The 22900-nt window shown below is 61.9% G+C and carries 21 protein-coding genes and 1 other RNA gene; 21 read left to right on the top strand and 1 reads right to left on the bottom strand.

What is annotated here, in order from left to right; genetic code table 11:
• Window positions 1–33: 33 nt before the first annotated feature.
• Window positions 34–933 carry a hypothetical protein gene (locus BLO49_RS05965; protein ID WP_090645464.1) on the bottom strand — a complete coding sequence of 300 codons (900 nt, stop codon included), beginning with the start codon at window positions 931–933 and terminating at the stop codon, window positions 34–36.
• Window positions 934–1140: 207 nt separating this feature from the next.
• Here BLO49_RS05965 and BLO49_RS05960 point away from each other — a divergent pair, with 207 nt between their 5' ends.
• The 21 genes from BLO49_RS05960 to folP all read left to right on the top strand — a co-directional run bounded on the left by BLO49_RS05960 (window position 1141) and on the right by folP (window position 22899).
• Window positions 1141–1821: a TerB family tellurite resistance protein gene (locus BLO49_RS05960; protein ID WP_090646184.1), complete on the top strand. Its 681-nt coding sequence runs from the start codon at window positions 1141–1143 to the stop codon at window positions 1819–1821.
• A 186-nt stretch (window positions 1822–2007) separates the two neighbouring features.
• Window positions 2008–2322 carry a hypothetical protein gene (locus BLO49_RS05955; RefSeq protein ID WP_090645461.1) on the top strand — a complete coding sequence of 105 codons (315 nt, stop codon included), beginning with the start codon at window positions 2008–2010 and terminating at the stop codon, window positions 2320–2322.
• Window positions 2323–2413: 91 nt separating this feature from the next.
• The gene (locus BLO49_RS05950; protein ID WP_090645458.1) at window positions 2414–3181 is read left to right on the top strand and encodes an N-acetylmuramoyl-L-alanine amidase; all 768 of its coding nucleotides are present in this window, start codon (window positions 2414–2416) and stop codon (window positions 3179–3181) included.
• Window positions 3182–3538 (top strand): DUF423 domain-containing protein, encoded by a 357-nt coding sequence (locus tag BLO49_RS05945; RefSeq protein ID WP_090645454.1) that lies wholly within the window; start codon window positions 3182–3184, stop codon window positions 3536–3538.
• A 17-nt stretch (window positions 3539–3555) separates the two neighbouring features.
• Window positions 3556–3939, top strand: an RNA gene (gene rnpB / locus BLO49_RS05940) — RNase P RNA component class A.
• A gap of 348 nt (window positions 3940–4287) precedes the next feature.
• Window positions 4288–4746: a division/cell wall cluster transcriptional repressor MraZ gene (locus BLO49_RS05935; RefSeq protein ID WP_090645451.1), complete on the top strand. Its 459-nt coding sequence runs from the start codon at window positions 4288–4290 to the stop codon at window positions 4744–4746.
• Window positions 4743–5714, top strand: coding sequence for a 16S rRNA (cytosine(1402)-N(4))-methyltransferase RsmH (rsmH, locus tag BLO49_RS05930; protein WP_090645448.1), 972 nt, complete (start codon window positions 4743–4745; stop codon window positions 5712–5714). Before BLO49_RS05935 ends, rsmH begins: the two co-directional genes overlap by 4 nt.
• The gene (ftsL, locus tag BLO49_RS05925; RefSeq protein ID WP_090645445.1) at window positions 5711–6193 is read left to right on the top strand and encodes a cell division protein FtsL; all 483 of its coding nucleotides are present in this window, start codon (window positions 5711–5713) and stop codon (window positions 6191–6193) included. The genes rsmH and ftsL overlap by 4 nt, the downstream gene beginning before the upstream one ends.
• Complete coding sequence (locus tag BLO49_RS05920; RefSeq protein ID WP_090645443.1) at window positions 6193–7944, top strand: peptidoglycan D,D-transpeptidase FtsI family protein; 1752 nt, start codon at window positions 6193–6195, stop codon at window positions 7942–7944. Before ftsL ends, BLO49_RS05920 begins: the two co-directional genes overlap by 1 nt.
• Window positions 7944–9398: a UDP-N-acetylmuramoyl-L-alanyl-D-glutamate--2,6-diaminopimelate ligase gene (locus tag BLO49_RS05915; RefSeq protein ID WP_090645441.1), complete on the top strand. Its 1455-nt coding sequence runs from the start codon at window positions 7944–7946 to the stop codon at window positions 9396–9398. The genes BLO49_RS05920 and BLO49_RS05915 overlap by 1 nt, the downstream gene beginning before the upstream one ends.
• 120 nt (window positions 9399–9518) lie before the next feature.
• A complete protein-coding gene (locus tag BLO49_RS05910; RefSeq protein WP_090645436.1) occupies window positions 9519–10928 on the top strand; it encodes a hypothetical protein in 1410 nt (469 codons plus the stop codon).
• Window positions 10929–11062: 134 nt separating this feature from the next.
• Window positions 11063–12466 carry a UDP-N-acetylmuramoyl-tripeptide--D-alanyl-D-alanine ligase gene (locus tag BLO49_RS05905; protein WP_090645433.1) on the top strand — a complete coding sequence of 468 codons (1404 nt, stop codon included), beginning with the start codon at window positions 11063–11065 and terminating at the stop codon, window positions 12464–12466.
• 9 nt (window positions 12467–12475) lie between these two features.
• Entirely contained in the window at window positions 12476–13588 is a 1113-nt protein-coding gene (gene mraY / locus BLO49_RS05900) for a phospho-N-acetylmuramoyl-pentapeptide-transferase (RefSeq protein WP_090645431.1), read from the top strand.
• Between the two features lie 5 nt (window positions 13589–13593).
• Window positions 13594–15006: a UDP-N-acetylmuramoyl-L-alanine--D-glutamate ligase gene (murD, locus tag BLO49_RS05895; RefSeq protein ID WP_090645428.1), complete on the top strand. Its 1413-nt coding sequence runs from the start codon at window positions 13594–13596 to the stop codon at window positions 15004–15006.
• A 120-nt stretch (window positions 15007–15126) separates the two neighbouring features.
• The gene (locus BLO49_RS05890) at window positions 15127–16284 is read left to right on the top strand and encodes an FtsW/RodA/SpoVE family cell cycle protein (RefSeq protein WP_090645425.1); all 1158 of its coding nucleotides are present in this window, start codon (window positions 15127–15129) and stop codon (window positions 16282–16284) included.
• An 84-nt stretch (window positions 16285–16368) separates the two neighbouring features.
• Complete coding sequence (gene murG / locus BLO49_RS05885; RefSeq protein WP_090645422.1) at window positions 16369–17517, top strand: undecaprenyldiphospho-muramoylpentapeptide beta-N-acetylglucosaminyltransferase; 1149 nt, start codon at window positions 16369–16371, stop codon at window positions 17515–17517.
• Between the two features lie 6 nt (window positions 17518–17523).
• Window positions 17524–18591: an AI-2E family transporter gene (locus BLO49_RS05880; protein ID WP_090645418.1), complete on the top strand. Its 1068-nt coding sequence runs from the start codon at window positions 17524–17526 to the stop codon at window positions 18589–18591.
• A gap of 61 nt (window positions 18592–18652) precedes the next feature.
• Complete coding sequence (murC, locus tag BLO49_RS05875; protein ID WP_090645415.1) at window positions 18653–20077, top strand: UDP-N-acetylmuramate--L-alanine ligase; 1425 nt, start codon at window positions 18653–18655, stop codon at window positions 20075–20077.
• Window positions 20074–20985 carry a UDP-N-acetylmuramate dehydrogenase gene (gene murB / locus BLO49_RS05870; RefSeq protein ID WP_090645412.1) on the top strand — a complete coding sequence of 304 codons (912 nt, stop codon included), beginning with the start codon at window positions 20074–20076 and terminating at the stop codon, window positions 20983–20985. Before murC ends, murB begins: the two co-directional genes overlap by 4 nt.
• Before the next feature lie 223 nt (window positions 20986–21208).
• Window positions 21209–22078, top strand: a complete 870-nt coding sequence (locus BLO49_RS05865) for an NAD(P)-dependent oxidoreductase (RefSeq protein ID WP_090645409.1) — start codon at window positions 21209–21211, stop codon at window positions 22076–22078.
• Window positions 22075–22899, top strand: coding sequence for a dihydropteroate synthase (folP, locus tag BLO49_RS05860; RefSeq protein WP_245678873.1), 825 nt, complete (start codon window positions 22075–22077; stop codon window positions 22897–22899). Before BLO49_RS05865 ends, folP begins: the two co-directional genes overlap by 4 nt.
• Window position 22900 lies beyond the last annotated feature (1 nt).

Below are 22900 nucleotides of genomic sequence, written 5' to 3'. Positions count from 1 at the left end.
GTTACAATTTTACCGGTGATCGGTATGAAGTGGTCAGTTGACTTTCTTTTTCGGTGTGTTCGTCCAGCCGAGGCGATATCCGAGACCTTCCGACCAGCTACGCTTCTCGACATGGTTCGGATCGGGCGGTTGTTGCGTCGCGTAGGTGGTTTCGGCGTCCGTGGCCGGTGTGTCGGTCTTCGGTACGGCGGGCAGGGCGCGCGAGGCCGTGGCGCGGCGGGCCAGGGTATTGGTGGCCAGAGGGCCATCGCCATCGACCGGCGCCGTGGAAGCGGTCAGGACCGGTTTCGGCCTTTCGTTGTAATCATGCGGGCCGCCGGAATTGAGCGCCAGGGCGATGGCGTCCAGTTCATCCTCTGTGGCCATCTCGGCAAACAGGTTAGGGTGGCCTGAAAGACGCACGGCGGCGTGTTCGCAATCGCCCGGCAACTGCCAGTTGGCGTAGGCCATGGCGGCTTCCTTTGTGGGGGCGGCGCGAGTGGCGGCCCACTCATTGTATCCGAAGTCACGGACCTCTTCGGCCTTTTTGTGCTGGGCCTCGTCCTTGCCCTTGCCGGAGAGGGTGAGCGCCGCCTCATAGGCGCGCAGATAGGACATACCGATCATCTGGATCTGATCATCGACCGGCATGACGGAATCGACCAGTTCGGCCACTTCCATATTGCCGGAGAGTACGCCATGGCACCAGGCCACGCGCAGAAAGTCGTCCTTGGGGGCATCATCGAGATTGGGCGCGTGCAGGCTGCCGTCGGCATTGCGGCCGGTCACGGCCGGATCGGTCGCGGCGGGGATCGCCGGTTTGGCGGTTGTCTTTTTCGCCGTTGTTCGTGTGGCGGCCGGGCGCCTTTTAACGGCGGCATCCGCCGGCAGGGCAGCGGACACGGCGAAGGCGCAAACGGACAGGGAAAGAACAGACGATTTCAGCAGGCGCAAATTCGGCTCCGACGGCGGTTAGGGTTGGTCTGAACCCTGAATATATTGCGGCAAAAGCGCACATGGCTTCTGCCGGAAGGCTAATCTATACAGCAAGTAAGGCATAAAATCGCCATTAGGTATGTTTTTTTGCGAGTCTTACAGAAACTTAAGCACATCTTGCGCCGTATTTAAGCTAAGATCGCTCTCCATAATCAGTGGGTAATGATGTCGTTCTGGAAAAACCTGGCTCAGTTGGCGGTGCGTAAATTCGATGCCGCCGAATGCACCGAATGCCCAAAGGGGCCGCCGGGCGCCGATCCGGCGTTTGCTACGGCGGTGACGGCGCTGGGCGCCAAGCTTGCCATGGCCGATGGCCTGGCGCACGATGTCGAGCAGACCGCTTTCCTGCATGTCTTCCAGCCTGATGAAAAGGCGATGCGCGATGTCATGCGCCTCTATGACCTGGCGCGTCAGACCAGCCTGGGTTTTGAATCCTATGCCCGCCGCCTGGCCAAACGCTACAGCAATTGCCCGCAGATACTGGAGGATGTGCTGGAAGGGCTTTTTCATATCGCCGTTTCCGATGGCCACCTCAGCCATCAGGAAGAGACCTACCTGGAGACCGTGGCCGAGCTTTTCGGCATCAAGGCGCCGGCCTATCGCCGCATCCGCGCCGGCTATGTGCCGCTGGGAGAGGATGATCCCTATTATGTCCTGGGGCTGCAACCCGATGCTTCGGACGACGATATCCGCGTGGCCAGGCGCGCCCGACTCAACGATTTCCACCCGGATCGCATCCGCGCGCGCGGCCTGCCGATCGATTTCGAGACCCTGTATACGCAGAAGACCGCCCTTATCAATTCGGCTTATGACCAGATTGTGAAGGAGCGGGCGCTTCTGGCTTGAGTTCGCTTAACTGGCGATATTTGCGGGATTTTTATGCTGCGGGACGGTAAGAGACGGCCCTGAAGTGTCAAGAAAGCCTTAATAATTTCGTCATGAAACGTTTCTGGAGGTTGACGCGAGACTTATTCGTGCCAATCTTTACCCGTAAGAGACGCGTATTGTCTCAGTGTTTGGAGTTTTGCCTTCATGACCAAGCGTGATGCTGCCTTCATCCGTTTCGCCCGCAGCTATAAGCCCTGGGGAGAGGTCCGTCGCAAGAACCTGATCGCCCGCGTTGTTACCAGCGTGGCGATGACGCTTCTGGGACTCGCGGTTGTGGCCGGACTGGCTGTATTGGCGATCTTCGCAGCCTCAGTAGCCGTTGTCGGCGCGGCGGTTATCGGCGTCATGGGGCTGACGGCTTTCCTGACGCGCAGACAGGCGAAGGTGCGCATTCATGCCGAGGACGGCAAGGGCGTTTATGAAGCGCGCAAAACCGGTTCGACCTGGACCGTCTACTAAGCCTGTCCCTATGAGATTTCAAAAACGCCGCTGTCTCACGATGGCGGCGTTTTTATTTGGCCAGATGCGGGATTGCCGTTAAGACCAGCATATGATCGAAACCCCATCCCCCAATTTCAACGAACGCAAGGGACCGCCGGACATGGTGGTTCTCCATTATACGGGCATGAAGAGCGGCGAGGCAGCACTAGCGCGTATGTGTGATCCGGAAGCCAAGGTTTCGGCGCACTATATGGTCGAGGAAGATGGCCGAATTTTCCGTCTGGTCCACGAAGAGCGCCGGGCCTGGCACGCCGGGATCAGTTATTGGAAGGGAGAGACTGATATCAATGGCTGTTCCATTGGTATCGAAATCGTCAATCCCGGCCATGAGTTTGGCTATCGTGACTTCCCCATGGCGCAGATCGACGCCGTGATCGGCTTGCTGGATGGCATCCGCGAGCGCTGGGAAATCCCGGATCACCGCATTCTGGGCCATTCCGATGTCGCGCCGGAGCGGAAGCAAGATCCGGGTGAGCGCTTTCCGTGGGCCGAATTGGCGGCGCATGGTCATGGCCTTTGGGTGACGCCGGATATGCCGCCAGCCAATCCGTCTACTGGACAAACCGCCATGGGGCCGCCGCTGGGCGAAGGGGATACCGGCCTGGGCGTCTTTTCGCTGCAATCGGCGCTCGGCAAACTGGGCTATAATATCCTCGCCGGCGGGCCCTATGATGACGAGACGGCGACCATTGTCACCGCCTTTCAGCGCCATTGGGTGCCGGAACAGATCGGCACGGATTTGCAGGGGCGGGCCGACGCGAAACTGCGCGTCACCCTGATGGCTCTTCTGCGCCATATTGCTTTGATGGAGGTTTAGATGACCGGTCAACGTATCATTCTGGCCATTGCCGCCCTTTGGGGATTGGCGGGCGTGATCATGCTGGCGGCGGGTTCGCATCCGCCACAAACCGGCAGCCTGGCCATCGGCGGCCAATTCCTGCTGTTCCATGCGGCGGCCGTGATCGGTATTTTGTCGACAGCGCTGGTCTCCGGCTGGCGCCGTGCCCTGCCTATGGCGCTGATGCTGACCGGTAGCGGTGTGTTCGCCTTCGAGATTGTCATTCATGCGACCACCGGCGTGGTCCTGCCGGGACTGGCGCCGATCGGTGGCGGCATCGCCATCCTCGGCTGGCTGGCGCTCGTCATTGCGCCATTGATCGAACCCAAGAACTAAACTAGAAGACCTGCGGGCCAGATGACCGGGTGATCGCGGGACGTCCTTCGGGGCGCCTGAGGAAAGTCCGGGCTCCACGGTAATAGGACGGCGGGTAACACCCGCCGGGGGTGACCCCAGAGACAGCGCCACAGAGAGCAGACCGCCTCAGCCTGCTGAGGTAAGGGTGAAAGGGTGCGGTAAGAGCGCACCGCGTTCCCGGTAACGGGGACGGCATGGCAAGCCTCGTCCGGAGCAAGACCAAATAGGAACGGCGCGCCTTTGGTGACAAGGGCAGGGCATTACCGCCCCGGACCGTTCGGGTAGGTTGCGTGAGCCGTCCAGTAATGGCCGGCCAAGAGGAATGATCGCCAAGGGGAGTAATCCCTGAACAGAACCCGGCTTACAGGTCATCTGGCCCTTTTCCCTAAGTTGGGCATAACGGCGTTTTAAATATCTGTTAAGTATAATCGCCTACAACTCACGGTGTTGCAATGCGGCCGCTCGTCCTTACGGGATGATCGGTCGCATTTATGATTCCAGTATCCCCGTAGCGTACAGGCGTAAGTATAAATGTTTTTGCTTTGTTCTATACTTATCCACTATTGGGCATTTTTATGCTCTGAATCCTCATTTGGTGTCAGTCAGAGTCATTGCATCCCACTTAATCCCATGTTAACCCTATATTCGTCCCGAAACGACCCGGCCGGGAGGGCTGGCCTGGGGTTTCGGCGGACAGGGAGCAGGCTAAAACGGTCTGAGGCGGGTGCGTGTTTCTCTCGACCCATGAGAAGCAACTGGATTCCAAGCGGCGCCTTCTGGTCCCGCAGGATTTCCGCGCCGCCGCACTGGCGCCCCATGAGGGTGTCGAGCCGTTTGAAGGGGTCTATTGTTTTGCTGCGATCAACGCCGCGTGTCTCGAATGCGGCGGGGCCGCTTTCTTTGCCATGTACCGCGACGTGATCAACGAGTATCCGCCCATGTCTCCGACCCGCACCGCTATGCAGCGCCGCTTCTATGCCTCGATGCACCGCCTGAGCTTCGATACGGCTGGCCGTATCACCCTGCCGGAAAAGCTGTGCGAACAGTTCGGCCTGAGCGGCGATGTGGTCATTGCCGGCCTGGGGGAAAGCTTCCAGATCTGGGCGCCGCTAGCCTATGCCGATTATGCTGCCGAACAGGACCGGCTGGTCGAGGCCGCTTTTGCCAAACGGGAGGCGCTGATATGAGCCAGCAGGTTCATGCCTCTGTCCTGTTGCCCGAAGTGCTGGCCGCGCTGGGGGATGTCTCCGGCAAGCTGGTGGTGGATGGCACCTTTGGCGCTGGCGGCTATTCGCGCGCCATACTGGAGCGCGGTGCGCATGTTATCGCCTTTGACCGTGATGCCCGCGTCAGGCCCTATGTCGACGTACTCAAGGCCGATTACCCTGACCGCTTCCAGTGGGTGAACCGCTGTTTTTCCGAGATGAAGGAAGGGCTGGCCGAGCTGGGGCATGAGGCGTGCGACGCCATCGTGCTCGATATCGGCGTGTCTTCCATGCAGCTTGACGAGGCCGAGCGCGGCTTCTCCTTCATGCGCGATGGCCCGCTCGACATGCGCATGAGCGTTGATGGCCGCAGCGCCGCCGATATCGTCAACGAAGACGACAAAGACGAGATCGCCCACATCATCTGGCTTTATGGCGAGGAGCATAAATCGCGCGGTATCGCCGCCGCCATCGTCAAGCGGCGCGAGGCGCAGACATTCGAACGGACGCTGGACCTGGCCGAAGTGGTTGAGCGCGCCCTGGGCGGTCGTCGCGGCGCGCCGGTTCATCCGGCCACGCGCACCTTCCAGGCTCTGCGCATCGCCGTCAATGACGAGCTGGGCGAACTGGAACGCGCGCTGGAAGTGGCCGAAACCCTGCTGAAAACCGACGGCGTCCTGGCCGTGGTGACCTTCCATTCGCTGGAAGACCGTATCGTCAAGAATTTCTTCAACGAGCGCGCCGGCAAGGTCTCTTCCGGCTCGCGCTATTCGCCGCAAAAGATCGAGGCGCGCCAGCCAATCTATACGCTGGTGACGCCCAAGGCCGTGCAGGCGTCCAAGGCTGAAATCGCCACCAATCCGCGCGCACGGTCGGCCAAGCTGCGCGCCGTGCGCCGCACGTCCGCGCCTCTTGTCCAGATACCTCTCCGTCAGAAGGTCCGATCATGAACGGTTTGATGCGACTGTTTGAGCAACGCGTCCGCGGTATCCGCCTGATCGAACTGGTTGGCGGCGTGCTGATGTTCGGCCTGATCTTCTGGGTGTGCCTCAGCAAGGCGAAGGAGGGCGAGGACATCCGCCGCATGAACGATCTCGACCGCCAGATCGCCGCCGAGCAGGCGGCCGTCGACGGCCTCAAGATCCAGGTGGCGCAACTGGAGCGCCCCGGCCGGCTGGAGCAACTGGCGGTTCAGTATCTGGGCATGAAGCCGACCGATCCGAACCATGAGGCGCGCCTGGAATCGCTGGCGGAAATTTCCCGCACCGGCTCGCGTCCGGTTTCGCAAGCGCCCGCCGCAGTGCCCGCATCGCCTATGCCCGTACCCGCGCCTGCGGCAAGCACGGGTGATGATCTTATAACCGTGGCGCCAACCCGTAAGGCACCGGAAGTCGCCGTCTCGGCCAGCGGCCGGACAGGAGGGCGCTGATGGGTATCTCGATCATCGAATCCACGCAGTCCGGCTTCCAGTGGGTAGCGGATCGTGTCTGGAAAGTTGAGCACGCCTTCGAGCGCGCCAATGCCTCCGGCGTCAAGGCGTCGAGCGCGCGGATGCGCATCTTCTGCATCCTGGTCGGCATGACCGTCGCCTATGTCTGCCTGGCGGGTTTCGCCGCGCGGGGCTCATTGCAGGGGCGCGGGCAGATCGCCGCCCTGACCGGCGAACCCAACGCACGGGCGCAACTCGTTGACCGCAACGGGCAGTTGCTGGCCACGGATGTCAATGATTACAGCCTGTTCGTCGATCCTAACGACATGACCGGCGATGACCGAAGCCTTGTGCGCCGTGCCCTGCTGCAAATCTTTCCGGACCTGCCGCGCGATCAGATCGACAAGCCGTTCAAGATGAATCGCCGGCTGCTGCTGACCAATAATATCAAGGCGGCCAAGCGCGATGAAATCCTCAACTATGGCCTGCCGGGCATTAGTTTCGAGGCCGTGCGCGTGCGCGATTATCCGCTGGCCAATACGGGGTCGGCCTATATCGGCATGACCCAGCGCGGCGGCGAGGGTATGTCCGGCGCGGAAAAGGCCATGCAGGACCAGATTGCCGCCAATGCCGCGACCGACCAGCCGGTGACGCTCGCCATGGACCTGCGCATCCAGGGGGCGCTGGAGAATGAAATGCGCGCCATGGCTGTGGCGCAGCGGGCGCAGAGCGCGATCGGCATCGTCACAAATGTGCGTACCGGCGAGGTGCTGGCCCTGGCGAGCTGGCCGGATTTCGATCTCAACCGGCCGGGCGCCTTCAGTGATGCCGAAAAGCGCAACCATGCCGCTGTCGATCGCTACGAACTGGGCTCCATTTTCAAGGTTATTTCGATCTCGGTGGGCCTCGATACCGGCACGACCTCGCTCGCTTCCGTCTATGATGGCCGCCAGCCGCTGAAACTCGGCAACCGCCTGATCCACGACGAACATGCCTCCAGCGAACTGCTGAGCCTGACCGACGTCTTCATCAAGTCGTCCAATATCGGCACCTCACGGGTGGCGCTCGATGTCGGGGCCACGGCCATGACGCGCTATTACGAGGCGCTGGGGCTGTTCCGCTCCGCCGATATCGAACTGACCGAACCGGCTTCGCCCCTGCTGCCAAGCCGCTGGTCCGACAGTTCGCTGGCCTCTTCGGCCTTCGGGCAGGGCATGGCCATAACGCCGCTTTCGTTCATCGAGGCCGCCAATGCCACGCTCAACGGCGGTTATCTGCGTCCGCTGACGATAAAGAAATATGACGGCCATTCGCCCCTGCCGGGCACGCAGGTCTTCTCGGCCGCTACCTCGCGCACCATGCTGGAGCTGATGCGGCAGAACGTTCTAAAGGGCACCGGCACCCGCGCGAATGCGCCGGGCCTGCGCGTCGGCGGCAAGACCGGCACGGCGCAGAAACCGGGCAATGGCCGCTATACCAGCGAGGATGTGTCGTCCTTCCTGGCGGTCTTCCCGGTCGACGGACCTGTGGATGGAGACAGATATAGTGTTCTGGTCACCTTCGACTCGCCGCAAGGTGCGCCTGAAAGCGGCGGCTCACGCATGGGCGGCCCGGTGGCGGCGCCCGTGGCGGGCCATGTGATCGAACGCATCGCGCCGTTTGTCGGCGTGGCGCGCAAGGAAGACAAGTTCACCGGACCGGGATGGGACAAGGCGCCCGTTGCCGCCGAAGATGTAACCGGAGACCACTGATGACAGCCCTGCGTCTGTCCGACATCTTGCGGCGCGACCTCGATAACGATCCTGTCGTTACGGGCGTGACCGCCGACAGCCGCAAGGTGGGGGAGGGCGTGTTATTCTGCGCCCTGCCGGGCAGCGCCGCCGATGGCCGCCAGTTCATTCCGCAGGCGATCAAACAGGGTGCGGCCGCTATCCTGGCGCCGGAAGGCACGGCAGCCGAGGGTTCGGTAGTGGTCAATGTGTCCGATGTCCGCCGCGCCTATGCCCTGGCGGCCAAGGCGTTTTACGGCACCCAGCCTAAAACCTGCGTCGCCATTACCGGCACCAATGGCAAGACCAGCGTGGCCACCTTCTGCCGGCAGATTTTCGCCTCTTTGGGCCATGCATCGGCCAGCATGGGCACGCTGGGGGTTGTCACGCAAAGCCCGGACGGTACGGAAACCGCCATCACCGGTCCCGGCCTGACGACGCCGGATGCCGCCGACCTGGCCCGCCACCTGGCCGAACTGGCGCAGGGCGGCATTACCCACCTGGCGCTCGAAGCCTCTTCGCATGGCATCGACCAGCGCCGGCTCGACGGTGTATCGCTTTCGGCCGCCGGTTTCACCAACCTGACCCAGGATCACCTCGACTACCACGCCACCATGGACGCCTACCGGACGGCCAAGCTGCGCCTGTTCGAGCAACTCCTGCCGCGTGGCAAGACGGCGGTATTGAATGCCGATTCCGACGCCTATAACGCCTTTGCCGCCATGTCGATCATGTCGGGCCTGAATGTGATGAGCGTCGGTGAGCGGTCGTCGCATCTGTGCCTGACCGGGCGTGACCTGACCGTCGACGGCCAGATCCTCTATCTCGAATATCACGGCAAGACGTACGAGACCAAGCTGCCGCTGGCCGGCCTGTTCCAGGCGTCCAATGCCCTGGTCGCCGCCGGGCTGGCCATTGCCGCCGGTGAGGACGCCGGCCGGGTGATCGAGGCTCTGTCGAAGCTGCAAGGCGCGCGCGGCCGTCTGGAACGCGTCGGCACCAAGGACAATGGTGCGGAGGTCTATGTCGATTATGCCCATACGCCCGACGGTCTGGAAACCGTGCTGCAGGCCCTGCGCCCGCATACCAAGGGCAAGCTGGTCTGTGTCTTTGGCTGCGGCGGTGACCGCGACCGCGGCAAGCGGCCGAAAATGGGCGCCATAGCCCAGAAACTGGCCGATCGCGCCATCGTCACCGACGATAACCCGCGTTCGGAAGACCCCGCGGCCATCCGTGCCGAGGTTCTGGCCGGTATGGGCAAGAGCGCCATCGAGATCAGCGACCGCAGGGCGGCCATCTTCGAGGCCGTGGCAGGGTTGAAAACCGGCGATGTGCTGGTGGTGGCCGGCAAGGGCCATGAGCAGGGACAGATCGTGGCGGGCACTGTCCTGCCGTTCGATGATGCCAGCGTGGTGCGCGAGGCCCTGAAGGCATAAGCCCCGTTCAGCGGCCATTCATTCTCCGCAATGCAATCTCCCCCTGAAACGTCGTTATGTCAGGCTTGATCCGGGCCGGTATATGGCGCTATCAAGAGACGGGCATTTCAGGGGCGGGTTATGAAACACCTTACAGGATTGATCGGGCTGGCCGTCACGGCGGTGTTTGTACCGCTGACCGGGCACACGCAGAGCACGCCGCCGGTGCTGGTGCATGAGGCGCAGTTCGGCACAGTGCATGAAGTATTGGGCGACGAAATCGCCATAGCTTCCCTGCGTGCGAACTGCCCGGCGAAATTCCAGCCACTGGCCGATGGTCCCTGTTTCGACAAGGTGACGCTGAAGCCTGCCAGCCTGGGGCCGACCCGCGTGCTTACCGTCCTCAAGCCGGGGCAGGGCGACTGGGTATCCGGCGTTTATGGCCGTGATTTCCGGCTCTATGACTTGTTTCCGGTCGCCGAAGGACTTCATGCCGAGGCGCTGCCGTTTGAAACCTCCGGCGTCGCCGTGCCGCGCGATTGTTTTTCGCTGGCCGGTGAACCGGTGGGCTATGCCATCGAACACCGCAAGACCGGCGATGTGGCGGTCGAGCACCAGACGGTGGTCTGCGGCGGCGGGCCGCGCCAGCCAACCGGTCCCTATACGCCGGAAGGCCCCCCGCTGACACCGGGCAATAATGGCGTCTGGCACGTCACGGAGAGCCAGCGCGTCGAAGGTTCCATGCGCTATCTGGCGACGCCAGGCACCTGCGATCCGCAATATAGTGTCAAGACAACCTGGTGCGCCCAGCCGGCCATCACCTGGATGCAAAACAATCCCGATGAGAAGGAACTCGACCTCGTGGCTGCGCGTCATGCGGTTAGTACCGGCGATGTGCTGACCAAGGCCGAGACCGACCAATGGGTGTTGAAACGAAAGGGCAGCAACAAGTTCAAGGCCGACAGCCGGTGGATCGACAAGTCCTTCATGACTTCGGTCGATGGCTGTGCGCCGGTCGAGGCGATCGGCTGGTGGGTGACCGGCCGGCCCGATGGCCTCTATATCACCGAAAAGGCGCTGAATCGCTGCGGCGCGCCCCTGGCGCCGGTGCCGACCGAAATCTGGGAAACCTATGGCGATGATTATTTCATCGTCGATTGCGGGCACGACTGGAGAAATGGCCGTCCGCGCGACAAGGCGGACAAAAACCAGGGCGATCAGGCCGCCGAATGTTTCGACCGCGCCGGCGATTATCTGCGCCATATCGGCCGCAACAATGCCATCGTCGTGGTGCTGAACGAACGCGCCCGTGTGGATGATCACCTCTATTCCGGCAGCTATATCAGCTATGATGTCGCCGAGGTGACGCTGAATAAGGACAGGAGCCTGTCGGCACGCCGGCTCGACTCGTTCGATCCGTCGGGGGTTTATATGAACAATTGTACGCAACTCAACGATGGGCCGCCAGAATCGAAAGGCTTCGTCATTGTCCGCTCTATGGGCGTTAGCTGGGCCAGGGCCTATCGCTGGATGAGCTGTCCGGTATATTGAGGGCCTACAGCCCTATATGCCTCTCAATAAATCAGTCTTGGAAAAGACTTTGTAAGGCACCGTTAATACACTCGTGCTTGCCTAAATCCCTGAGTCGGGTTCAATGGCGTTTTCCTTTGCTGCGCGTGTGACCTATGGCCGATACCCCTCTCTGGACCTTCGATGAACTGGCCAAGGCCACCGGCGGGACACTGACCGGCATAGGCGAGGGGGCTTCACGTGCCGCTACGGGCGTCAATTTCGATAGCCGCGCGCTCCAGCCGGGCGATGTGTTTCTGGCGCTGAAAGGCGTGCGTGACGGCCATGATTTCGTGCCGCAGGCGTTCCAGTCGGGCGCCGCGATTGCCGTTACGCGCCGGCCCATCGAGGGGGGGGCATGCCTGCTGGTGCCGGACGTGCAGAAGGCACTGGAAGACATGGCTGTCTTCGCCCGCGACCGTGCGGTGAAGGCCAGGCGCGGCGCGGTGACCGGCAGTGTCGGCAAGACCAGCGTGACGCAGATGGTCATGCAGGGCTTAAGCCTGGCGGGCCGGGCGCATTCGGCGATCAAGAGCTTCAACAACCATATCGGCGTCCCCCTGACCCTGGCGCGTATGCCGGCTGATACCGAGCGGGCCGTCTTCGAGATCGGCATGAACCATGCCGACGAGATCACGCCCCTGTCGGAATTCGTGGCGCCTCACGCGGTGATCATCACCACGGTCGGTGGCGCCCATACCGAAAACTTCCCCGATGGCGATGCCGGCGTGGCACGAGCAAAAGCCGAGATTTTCGACGGCCTGCTGCCCGGTGGCCTGGCTATACTCAATGCCGATAACCAATGGTTCGATTTCCTCAGCCAGCAGGCGCGCGGGGCGGGCGCCCTGATCGCCGCCTTCGGCGAACACAATGGCGTCGATGCGCAACTGATAGAGCATCGCGTCAATGGCGACCGGGCTTCGGTGGCGGCGCGCTTCCACGGCCGCGACATCATTTTCAGCCTGGCCCATACCGGCAGGCACCAGGCGATCAATGCCCTGGCCACCCTGCTGATGCTGGAAGCGCTCGATGTCGATCTCGATACCTCGCTTCTGGCGCTGGAAAGCTTCGCAGCACTTGATGGCCGCGGCAAGGTGACCAGAAAGGCGTTCAAAGGCGGTGAGATTACCCTGATCGACGAAAGTTATAACGCCAATCCGGTTTCCATGCGCGCCACCCTGGAATCTCTGGGGACGCAGCCCAAGTCCGCCGATTCACGAAAAATTGTCGTCCTGACCGACATGCTCGAACTGGGCACCGAAGAGGCAGCGCTCCATGCCGGACTGGCGGCGGTAATCGAGGCACAGGATATCGACAAGGTATATCTGGCAGGCCCTTTGATGAAAAACCTGTGGAACGCCTTACCGCTGCCCTTGCGCGGGGCGTATGCTGAAACCGCCGCCGAACTGTCGCCTCGCCTGATTGAGGGCTTGCAAGGGGGGGATGTGGTTATGGTAAAGGGCTCGAACGGTTCGAAAGCCGGACTGATTGCCAAGACTCTCCTGGCTCTCGACGAATAAAGGTCATCTATGTTCTACCTGCTGTACGAGCATGTCACCAGCCTGCACCAGCACTGGCCCCTGATCAATCTGATGAAATATCAGACGGTGCGCATCTTCCTGGCCATGATCACGGCCATGATCGTTGCCGTCGCCATGGGAAGCCGTTTCATCCGCTGGATGCGCGCCCGCCAGGGCAAGGGACAGCCGATCCGCGAGGATGGCCCTTCCACCCACCTGCTGACAAAAAAGGGCACGCCGACCATGGGCGGGCTGATGATCCTGGCGGGGATTGCCGTCGCCACCGTCCTGTGGGTCGATCCGCATTCGGCGGCCGCCTGGGTGGTCTTCGGCGTTACCATGGCCTATGGCCTGCTGGGCTTTATTGACGACTATGCCAAGGTGACCAAACAGACCTCCGCCGGCCTGACCTCGATCCAGAAGCTGATCGCCCAGATCGCCATTGCTGTCGGTGCCGTGCTGGTGCTGATGTACTATTCACCGCAACCGGCCGATGCCCCGCAACTGGCCACGTCTCTGGTCGTGCCGGTGTTCAAGAATTTCATCTTCAATCTCGGCTATTTTTATGTTGTTTTCGGCGCGGTGGTGATCGTCGGCGCGTCGAATGCCGTCAACCTGACGGATGGGCTCGATGGCCTCGCCATCGTTCCCGTGATGATCGCGGCGGGCGCCTTTACCCTAATCGCCTATCTCGTCGGTAACGCCAAGTTCGCCGAATACCTGATCATCCATTTCGTGCCGGGGGCCGGTGAGGTGGCGGTACTGCTGGCGGCCATTATCGGCGGCGGTATGGGCTTTTTGTGGTATAACGCACCGCCCGCCAAGATCTTCATGGGCGATACGGGGTCGCTGGCGCTCGGCGGCGGTCTTGGCACCGTGGCCGTGGCCCTGAAGCACGAGATCGTTCTGGCCATCATTGGCGGCCTTTTCGTCATGGAAGCCCTGTCGGTGATGATCCAGGTCGGTTATTTCAAGCTGACCAAGAAGCGCGTTTTCCTGATGGCGCCGATCCACCACCATTTCGAGAAGCTCGGCTGGGCGGAATCGACCGTCGTGATCCGCTTCTGGATCGTGGCGGCCATGCTGGCCATGGTCGGCCTGGCGACTCTCAAGCTAAGGTAAGTGTTATGATCCCGGTAAAAGGCTTTGAGGGCAAGCAGGTCGCCATATTCGGACTGGGGCGGTCGGGGCTTTCGGCGGCGCGCGCGCTGAAGGCCGGTGGTGCCCTGCCGATACTGTGGGATGACAAGCCGTCGAACCTGCTGCCGGCCACGAAGGAAGGTTTCACGGTCGAGAACCTGAAGACCGCCGACTGGTCGCAATTTGCCGCGCTGGTGCTGTCTCCCGGCGTGCCGCTGACCCACCCGACGCCGCACTGGACGGTGGACATGGCCCATGCCGCGCATGTGCCGGTCATGGGCGATATCGAACTGTTTGCCCGCACGCTCGCCTGTCTGCCGGCGCACAAGCGCCCGCGCACGGTGGCCATTACCGGCACCAATGGCAAATCGACCACCACGGCCCTGATCGGCCATATCCTGAAGTCGGCCGGGAAGGATGTTCATGTCGGTGGCAATATCGGCGTCGGTGTTCTCGACCTGCCAGACATGCACGCCGGCGCGATTTATGTCATCGAGACCTCGTCCTATCAGTTGGACCTGACCTTAAGCTTCTCGCCGGATGTGTCGGTGCTGATGAATATCACGCCCGATCACCTTGACCGTCACGGCGGCATGGAAGGCTATATCAAGGCCAAGCGCCGCATCTTCATGGCGCAAGGCTCGAAACAGACGGCAGTGATTGGCGCTGATGACGACTATACCTCCGCGATTATCAGCGATATGCGCGTTAATTCGCCGGTGAAACTGGTCTCGATTTCGGCCCGCCGGACGCTCGGCCACGGCGTCTATGCGCTGAACGGCGTGCTCTATGACGGCACCAATGTCCGTGCCCGCCAGGTGATCGACCTAAAGGCGGTACGGACGCTCACGGGCCGTCATAACTGGCAGAATGCGGCGGCCGCCTATTCGGCGTGCAAGGCCCTGGGGCTGGAAATGGACGAGATCGTCACGGGGATGCGTACCTTCCCTGGTCTGGCGCACCGGATGCAGGAGATTGGCCGCATCGGTCATGTCCGTTTTATCAACGATTCCAAGGCGACCAATGCCGATGCGGCGCGTCAGGCCATGTCGTCGTTTGACAAGTTCTACTGGATCGCCGGCGGCGTGGCCAAGGCGGGCGGCATCGAAGACCTGCGCGACCTGTTCCCCCGCATCAAGCACGCCTATCTGATCGGCGAGGCGGCGGAGCTGTTCGAGGTGACGATCGGCAAGTCAGCGCCCTGCACACAGTCGCGTCTTCTGTTCACGGCCGTGGCGCAAGCCTATACCGAGGCGGAAAAGACAGGGCGCGAAGAGATCGTGCTGTTCTCGCCGGCCTGCGCTTCGTTCGACCAGTTTACCGATTTCGAGGCGCGCGGCGATGCGTTCCGCGATGCCGTCAGCGAGATCAAGCTGGGCGTGACCGGCGAGAAGGTTTGAGGTTTCAGGGCTATTCTTAAGATTCTCTTACGAATAGCAGCCTGACTTAAGACGATCTTAACCACGATTTGGTGAATCCTGTGGTTTCAGTCCACACATCAAACCGTCCAAGGTTCGTCCATGGCTCACGCTTACGCCCATCCGTTCACGCGCACCGATCGCTCGCCGACCGCCATCTGGTGGTGGACGCTGGACCGTGTCACCCTGACCCTGGCGCTGATCCTGCTGGTTCTGGGCTTTTTCTTCTCGTTTTCGTCATCGCCGGTGGCGGCGCCGCATACCAGCCATTACGATACCTTTTATTACACCAAGCGCCATTTCGTTTTCGCCCTGCTGACGGCGGCGGTGATGATCATGGTATCCATGCTGTCGCTGAAGGGGGTAAAGCGCGTGAGTGTGCTGGCCTATGGCGGCGCCATCTCGATCATGGCCATGCTGCCGCTGATCGGCCATGCCGCCAAGGGCGGCCGGCGCTGGCTGGAACTGGGGCCCGTGGCGCTCCAGCCGTCGGAATTCCTCAAGCCGGCCCTGATCGTGTTGATCGCATGGATGTTCTGCGAAGGCCAGAAAGGCAAGGGCGTGCCGGGCGTGACCGTCGCCTTCTGTCTCTATGCCCTGGCCATCGGACTGCTGCTGATCCAGCCCGATGTCGGGCAGTCAATCCTGATCACCATTGCTTTCGGGGCCTGTTTCTTCATTTCGGGCGTGCCGTTTCGCTGGATCATCGGGATGCTGGGCGCGGCCGGCACCGGCCTGGTGGGGCTGTTCTTCATCCAGCCGCACTTTCGTAACCGCATCATGGGCTTCATTTCGCCGGACGCCGATTCCGGCTTCCAGGTGGCCCGTGCCAAGGCGGCCATCGCCAATGGCGGCCTGTTCGGCGTCGGGCTCAATGAAGGCACGATGAAGCGCCTGATTCCCGACCTGCATACAGATTTCATCTATTCGGTGGTGGCGGAAGAATACGGCCTGTGGCTGATCCTGATCATTATCGGCATTTTCGCCTTCATCATCATCCGCGGCCTGCTCAAGGCCATGGCGATGCAGGATCCTTTCCGTCAGATCGCCACCTCCGGACTTTACATCATGCTGGGTATGCAGGTGCTGATCAATGTGTCGGTCAATCTCGGCCTGATTCCCCCCAAGGGCATGACCCTGCCGTTTATTTCCTACGGCGGCTCGTCCATGCTGGCCATGGGGCTGACGCTCGGCTTCATTTTGGCTTTAACACGCCGGCGCCAGGAAGAAATACCGCAGGACGATCCGACAAAATGGTAAATACAGGCCAGAAACGATTTAGTTTTTTATTCAGAACCCGCTATGGTGATTTCCAGATTTGAGTACGCCGGTTCCGGGGACTAGATGGCCACCGCTAAAAAAGCCAAACCGAGACGCAAAGCGTCTTCCTTTTCCGAAAAGCCTTTGGCCGTTGTGGCGGCAGGTGGCACCGGCGGGCATATGTTTCCCGCCGAAGCGCTGGCCCGCGAACTGAATGAACGGGGCTGGGATGTGGTCCTAGCCTCGGATAAGCGCGGCGCGGCCTTTGCGGCCAATTTCCCCGCCATTGAACGCCTCTCCCTGGATGCGGCCACCTTCAAAAAAAGCGATCCGATCGGCATGGCGCGGGCGGCCATCAAGATCGGCCTGGGCATCATGCAGGCGCGGAAAGCCTTCAAGCGCCTTAAGCCCTGGGCGGTGATCGGCTTTGGTGGTTATCCGTCCTATCCGGCCCTGATGGCGGCGCTTGGGCGCAAGGATATCACGCTCATCCATGAGCAGAATTCAGTGCTTGGCCGTTCAAACCGCCAGTTGGTGAAGCAGGTGGACGCCGTGGCCTGTGCCTTTCCGGTTTTGCGCATGGCGCCGGCGGAGATGGAAGGCCGGGTGCAGGTGGTCGGAAACCCGGTGCGGCCGGATATTAGGGCGCTCTACGATGCACCTTACCCCCCTATCGATCCAACCATCCGCATCCTGGTGACGGGCGGATCGCAGGGCGCGAAGATATTGTCCGAAACCGTGCCGCAAGCCCTGGCCCTGCTGCCGGTTTCCCTGCGCATCAATCTGCATGTCGAGCAGCAGACCCGCGCCGACCAGATCGACATGGCGACGAAAATCTACCGGGACGCCGAGATCGATGCCGAGGTGGCGCCGTTCTTTATCGATATGGCCGAACGCCTGGGCCGGGCGCATATCGTCATCGGCCGGGCCGGAGCTTCTACCGTCTGTGAACTGGCGGTGGCCGGAAAGCCCTCCATCCTCATTCCGCTCAAGATCGCCGCCGACGACCACCAGACCTATAATGCCGAGGTGCTGAAAGCCGCCAAGGCCGCTGTGGTCATCCGCGAAGACGATGTGACGGCGGAAAAGCTGTGCAGCGAAATCCGCACCCTGATCGAAGGCGCGGCGCTCTTGCCGATGCGCGCAGGCGCGGCGAAATCGGTGGCGCGCCCCGATGCGGCCAGATTGCTGGCTGATCTTGTCGAGCGTACTGTAAAACGAATCAAGGGATAGAACGCGATGGAAAAGGCACTCGGCGTCGGTTTCATGCAAAGGGTGCTGTTCGTCATCCTCGCCATCGCGGCCGCCCTGCTGGTCTTCAAACTGCTGGGCCTGTGGCTGCTGATCTTTGGGGCCATCGTTATCGCCACCGTCCTGCGCGCCCTGGCGGAGCCGCTGATCAAATACACGCCGCTCAACGATACCTTTGCCGTACTGACCGTGCTGGTGCTGGTCCTGGCCTTTATCTCCGTGACCTTCGCCCTGTTCGGATATGAGCTGGTTTCGCAGACGCATAACCTGACCGAACAATTGCCTGCAGCCTGGGCCGCCTTGCAAAAGCGACTGGTGTCACTGGGACTGAATGACGAGGTGCAGAAACAGATGCAGAGCCTAGGACAGCAGGCCGGCGGCGTGGCCTCGAAGCTGCCCAGCATCGCCGGCAATGTTTTTGGCGCCCTGGCCAACCTGCTGGTGGCGACCATTGCCGGCATCATTCTGGCCATCAACCCCGGCAAGTACCGCGATGGCGTGGTTTTCCTGATTGCTGATCAGCACAAGGAAAAGGTACGTGACGCCATGAATGTGGCGGGCCATGCCCTGCGGCTGTGGTTCGTCGGCCAGTTCATTTCCATGGTGCTGGTGGGAACGCTCACTGGCATTGGCTTGTCCGTACTTGGGGTGCCCTCGGCCCTGGCGCTAGGCCTTGTGTCCGGCCTGGCGCAGTTCGTGCCGATTGTCGGTCCCGTGGTCTCCGCCGGTCCGGGGCTGCTGCTGGCGGCGGTTTCCGGCTGGCAGACCTTCATCTGGGCACTGGTCATCTATGTCGGCGTGTCGCAACTGGAGAGCAACTTCATCACACCGATGGTCCAGCGCAGCATCGCTTCCATTCCGGTGATCGTGACCCTGTTCGCGGTGATTGGCTTCGCCGGCCTGCTGGGGCCGATGGGCGTGCTGTTCGCCATGCCGCTGACGGTGATCATCTATACCCTCATTCGTCGGCTCTATACGGGCGAGGACGTGACGCAGGGAAAGGGCGAAAAGCCGTTCCAGGGGATGCTAAAGCCAAAGGCCGATAAAGCTTCGTGACAGCCTGACCGTGATGGTCTAAAGCCGAATCCCACCTCAATTCTGTCTGCGAAAACTGCCCATGACCATCCACTCCAAACGCCCGACGCCTTTCGATCTCGGCCCCGTCCATTTTGTCGGCATTGGCGGCATCGGCATGAGCGGCATCGCCGAGATCATGATCAAGATCGGCTACAAGGTGCAGGGCTCGGACGCCAAGGCATCGGCCAATACCGAGCGCCTCCAGAAGCTGGGCGCCGAAATCTTCATCGGTCATGAAGCGGCGCACGTCTCGGAAGGGGTCTGCGCCCTGGTCTATTCGACCGCGGTGAAGCAGGATAACCCCGAAATGGTGGAAGCACGCCGCCGCCGCATCCCTCTGGTGCGTCGCGCCGAAATGCTGGCCGAACTGATGCGACTGCAATTCTCCATCGCGGTAGGCGGCACCCACGGCAAGACGACGACCACCTCCATGGTGGCGGCCCTGCTCGATGCCGGCGGCAAAGACCCCACGGTCGTCAATGGCGGTATCATCAACAATTACGGCACCAATGCCAAGGTGGGCGACGGCGACTGGATCGTGGTCGAGGCCGATGAGTCCGACGGCTCCTTTCTGCGCCTCAAATCGACCCTGGCCATCGTCACCAATATCGACGCCGAGCATCTCGATCACTGGGGTGACTTCGAGGCTGTGAAGAAGGGCTTTGTCGATTTCGTCGAAAACATCCCGTTCTATGGTTTCGCCGCCGTCTGCATCGACCATCCGGAAGTGCAGGCCCTGGCCGCCAAGATCGATAACCGCCGGCTGATCCCTTACGGTGTCAGCCCGCAGGCCGAGGTGCGCTGCGCCAATATCGAATTTGGCCCGGAAGGCGCCGTCTTCGACGTGACCTTCTCGCCTTCTGGTGTGGAGCCCTTCACCTGGGCCGGGCTGAAGCTGCCGATGACCGGCAACCACAATGTCTCCAACGCTACGGCCGCCATCGCCATCGCCCGTGAACTGGGCATAGGTGAAGACGCCATCCGCAAGGGCCTGGCCGGCTTCGGCGGGGTCAAGCGCCGCTTCACGACCACCGGTGTGGTCGATGGCATCCGCGTGATCGACGACTATGGCCACCATCCGGTCGAGATCGCCGCCGTGCTCAAGGCCGCGCGCCAGGTGACTACGGGTCGCGTCATTGCCGTGGTCCAGCCGCACCGCTATACGCGCCTGCGCGACCTGATGAACGAGTTCTCCTCCTGCTTCCATGACGCCGACATGGTGATCGTGGCGGATGTCTATTCGGCGGGCGAACAGCCGATCGAAGGCGTCGATAAGGCGCATCTGGTGGAAGGTTTGCACCGCTTCGGCCACCGCCATGCCGTGGCGCTCGATACGCCAGCGCATCTGGCCGGTCTGGTGGCGGCGGAAGCCAAGCCGGGTGATCTGGTGGTCTGCCTCGGCGCCGGCGATATTACCCAGTGGGCCTATGCGTTGCCTGCGCAATTGGAACCGCTGAAAGCATGAGCCACGACTCCCACGCCTGGATCGCCGACCTGCCACCGGTGCGCGGTAAGATCATGACCCGCGCGGCGCTGGCGCCCTTCACCTGGTTCCGCGTCGGCGGACCGGCGGATGTCATCTTCCTGCCGGAAGATGCCGCTGATCTCAGCGAATTCCTGAAGAACCTCGATCCGGGTATCCCCGTCCTGACCATCGGCGTCGGTTCCAACCTGCTGGTGCGCGATGGCGGCATTGAGGGGGTGGTTATTCGTCTCGGTCGCAATTTCGCCGATGTCATTCCGCGTGGCGATGCCCGTATTGAGGCCGGCGCGGCGGCGCTGGATGCCAATGTTGCCAAGGTGGCCGCGCACAATGGCATTGCCGGACTGGAATTCTATCGCGGCGTGCCGGGCACCATCGGCGGCGCCCTGACCATGAATGCCGGCTGCTATGGTTCGGAAACCAAGGACGTACTGGTCGAGGCCTATGCCATTACCCGCGCCGGCGAACGCGTCACCATTTCCAATGCTGATATGGGCTTCCGCTATCGTCATTCCGAACCGGAAGGCGTCATCTATACCGGCGCGCTGTTCCAGGGGACGCCGGACGATGCGGCGGCGGTCACCGAACGCATGGAAGCGATCACGGCCCGCCGCGAGCAGACCCAGCCGATCCGTGAAAAGACCGGCGGCTCGACCTTCAAGAACCCCGAAGGCAAGAGCGCCTGGCAGTGTGTCGATGAAGCCGGCTGGCGCGGCAAGCTGTTCGGTGCCGCCAAGTTCTCGGAACTGCATTCCAATTTCATGATCAATACGGGCGATGCCACGGCGGCCGAACTGGAAGGTCTGGGCGAGGCCGTCCGCGCCGATGTCATGACCAAGCTGGGTATAGACCTGCAATGGGAAATCAAGCGGATCGGTAAGCCGGTATAAGTCTTTCTCCTCCCTTGCGAGCCTCTTGGCGAAGTGGCAACTTCATTGTGAGGGAGGTGGAGGGCGAACTCATGTCGGAGGGGGCATTTCTATGGGGGAAGCCCCCTCCGTCAGCGACACCAGCCCTCACGGGCTTCGCGCTGACACCTCCCCCGCTTCGCCAAGAGGCTCGCAAGGGAGGAGAAGTAAGGTCAAGTTTTCCCAAGTCTGGAGGAGAAACATCATGAAGGTCGGGTTTATCGGTTTGGGCAGTATGGGGGCAGCGATTGCGCCCAATCTGGTCAGGGCAGGGCACGAGGTCTCCGTATGGAACCGTTCGCCGGAAAAGGCTGATCCGCTGGTCGCCGGTGGTGCCATCCGCGCGGCCACGCCCGCCGATGCCAGCCGGGGCGACGCCGTCTTCACCATGCTGGCCGATGATGCGGCGGTTGAAGGCGTTTCGGAAGCCATCCTCGCCAGCCTGCCGGCCGGCGGTGTCCATATCTCCCTCAGCACCATCAGCGTGGCCCTTGCTGATAAACTGACCGAGGCTCATGCCGCCAGAGGACAGCACTACGTTTCGGCGCCCGTGTTTGGACGTCCGCCGGTAGCCGCCGAAGGCAAGCTGTTTATCGCCGCGGCCGGCACGCCGGAAGCCATCGCCAAGGCCATGCCGCTGCTGGACGTCATCGGCCAAAGGGTGCAGGTCTTCGGTGACAAACCCTCAGCCGCCAATCTCGTCAAGCTGGCGGGCAATTTCCTGATCGTCAATGTCACAGAAGCGCTGGGTGAGGCTATGGCGCTTGTCGCCAAGGGCGGGGTCGAAAAGGCTGATCTGCTGGATTTCCTGACCTCAACCCTGTTCGGCGCGCCGATCTATAAAAATTATGGCGCCCTGATCGTCTCGGAAAAATTCGAGCCCGCCGGTTTCGCGGCGGTGCTGGCCGCCAAGGACATGCGACTGGCAGGCGAAGCGGCGGATAGTTTGGGTGTTTCCATGCCGCTCAATGACCTGTTGCGGGCCCGCCTGGGCCGGCTGGTGGAGGGCGGCGAAGGTCATCTCGATCTGACCGGCCTGTCCCTGCTGGCGGCGCGGGATGCCGGGCTGAAATGACCTTGCTCAGCCGCACCACCCATGGACCGCTGGTCATGGGCATCATTAACGTGACGCCCGACAGCTTTTCCGATGGCGGCGCCTATGATCCCGTGGCCCAGGCGCGGAGGCTGATCGCGGAAGGCGCCGATGTGCTCGATATCGGCGGGGAATCGACCCGGCCGGGGGCAGAGCCGGTCAGCGCCGAAGCGGAAATTGCCCGTGTGTTGCCGGTTATCTCTGCCATCGCCGCTGAATGGCCGGGCGCGATCAGTATCGATACACTCAAACCCCAGGTGGCGCGCGCCGCTTTTCAGGCTGGGGCTACCGTCTGGAACGATGTCACGGCCTTGTCTCACACGCCTGAGAGCCTTGAAGTCGCGGCGGAACTGGGTGGCGATATTATCCTGATGCACATGCAGGGCGAACCGCGCACCATGCAGGCCGCGCCGCATTATGACGATGTGGTGGGCGAGGTGGAAGCCTGGCTGCTGGCGCGCGCCGAGGCCGCCATGCAGGCCGGTGTGGCGCGTGGCCGTATCTGGCTCGATCCCGGCATTGGGTTCGGCAAGACGCTCGATCATAACCTGGCCCTGATCCGCGCCGCGGACCGGCTGGCATCGCATGGCTTTCCGCTGCTGATGGCGGCCTCGCGCAAGCGCTTTATCGCCGCTTTGGAAGAGCGGGAAGGGGCGGTCGCCGCCGCTGCCCAGCAGCGCATCGGCGGCACCCTGGCGGTGCATTTGCACGCCATTGCCAATGGCGTTAAAATGGTGCGAGTCCATGATGTGCTTGCCATGAGGCAGGCCATGCGGGTATGGAGCGCGCTCCAAGGAGCCTGAA

The sequence above is a fragment of the Asticcacaulis taihuensis genome (assembly GCF_900100255.1).
GTDB classification, from domain to species: Bacteria; Pseudomonadota; Alphaproteobacteria; order Caulobacterales; family Caulobacteraceae; genus Asticcacaulis; species Asticcacaulis taihuensis.
This window is presented reverse-complemented; position numbering and strand designations above follow the sequence as displayed.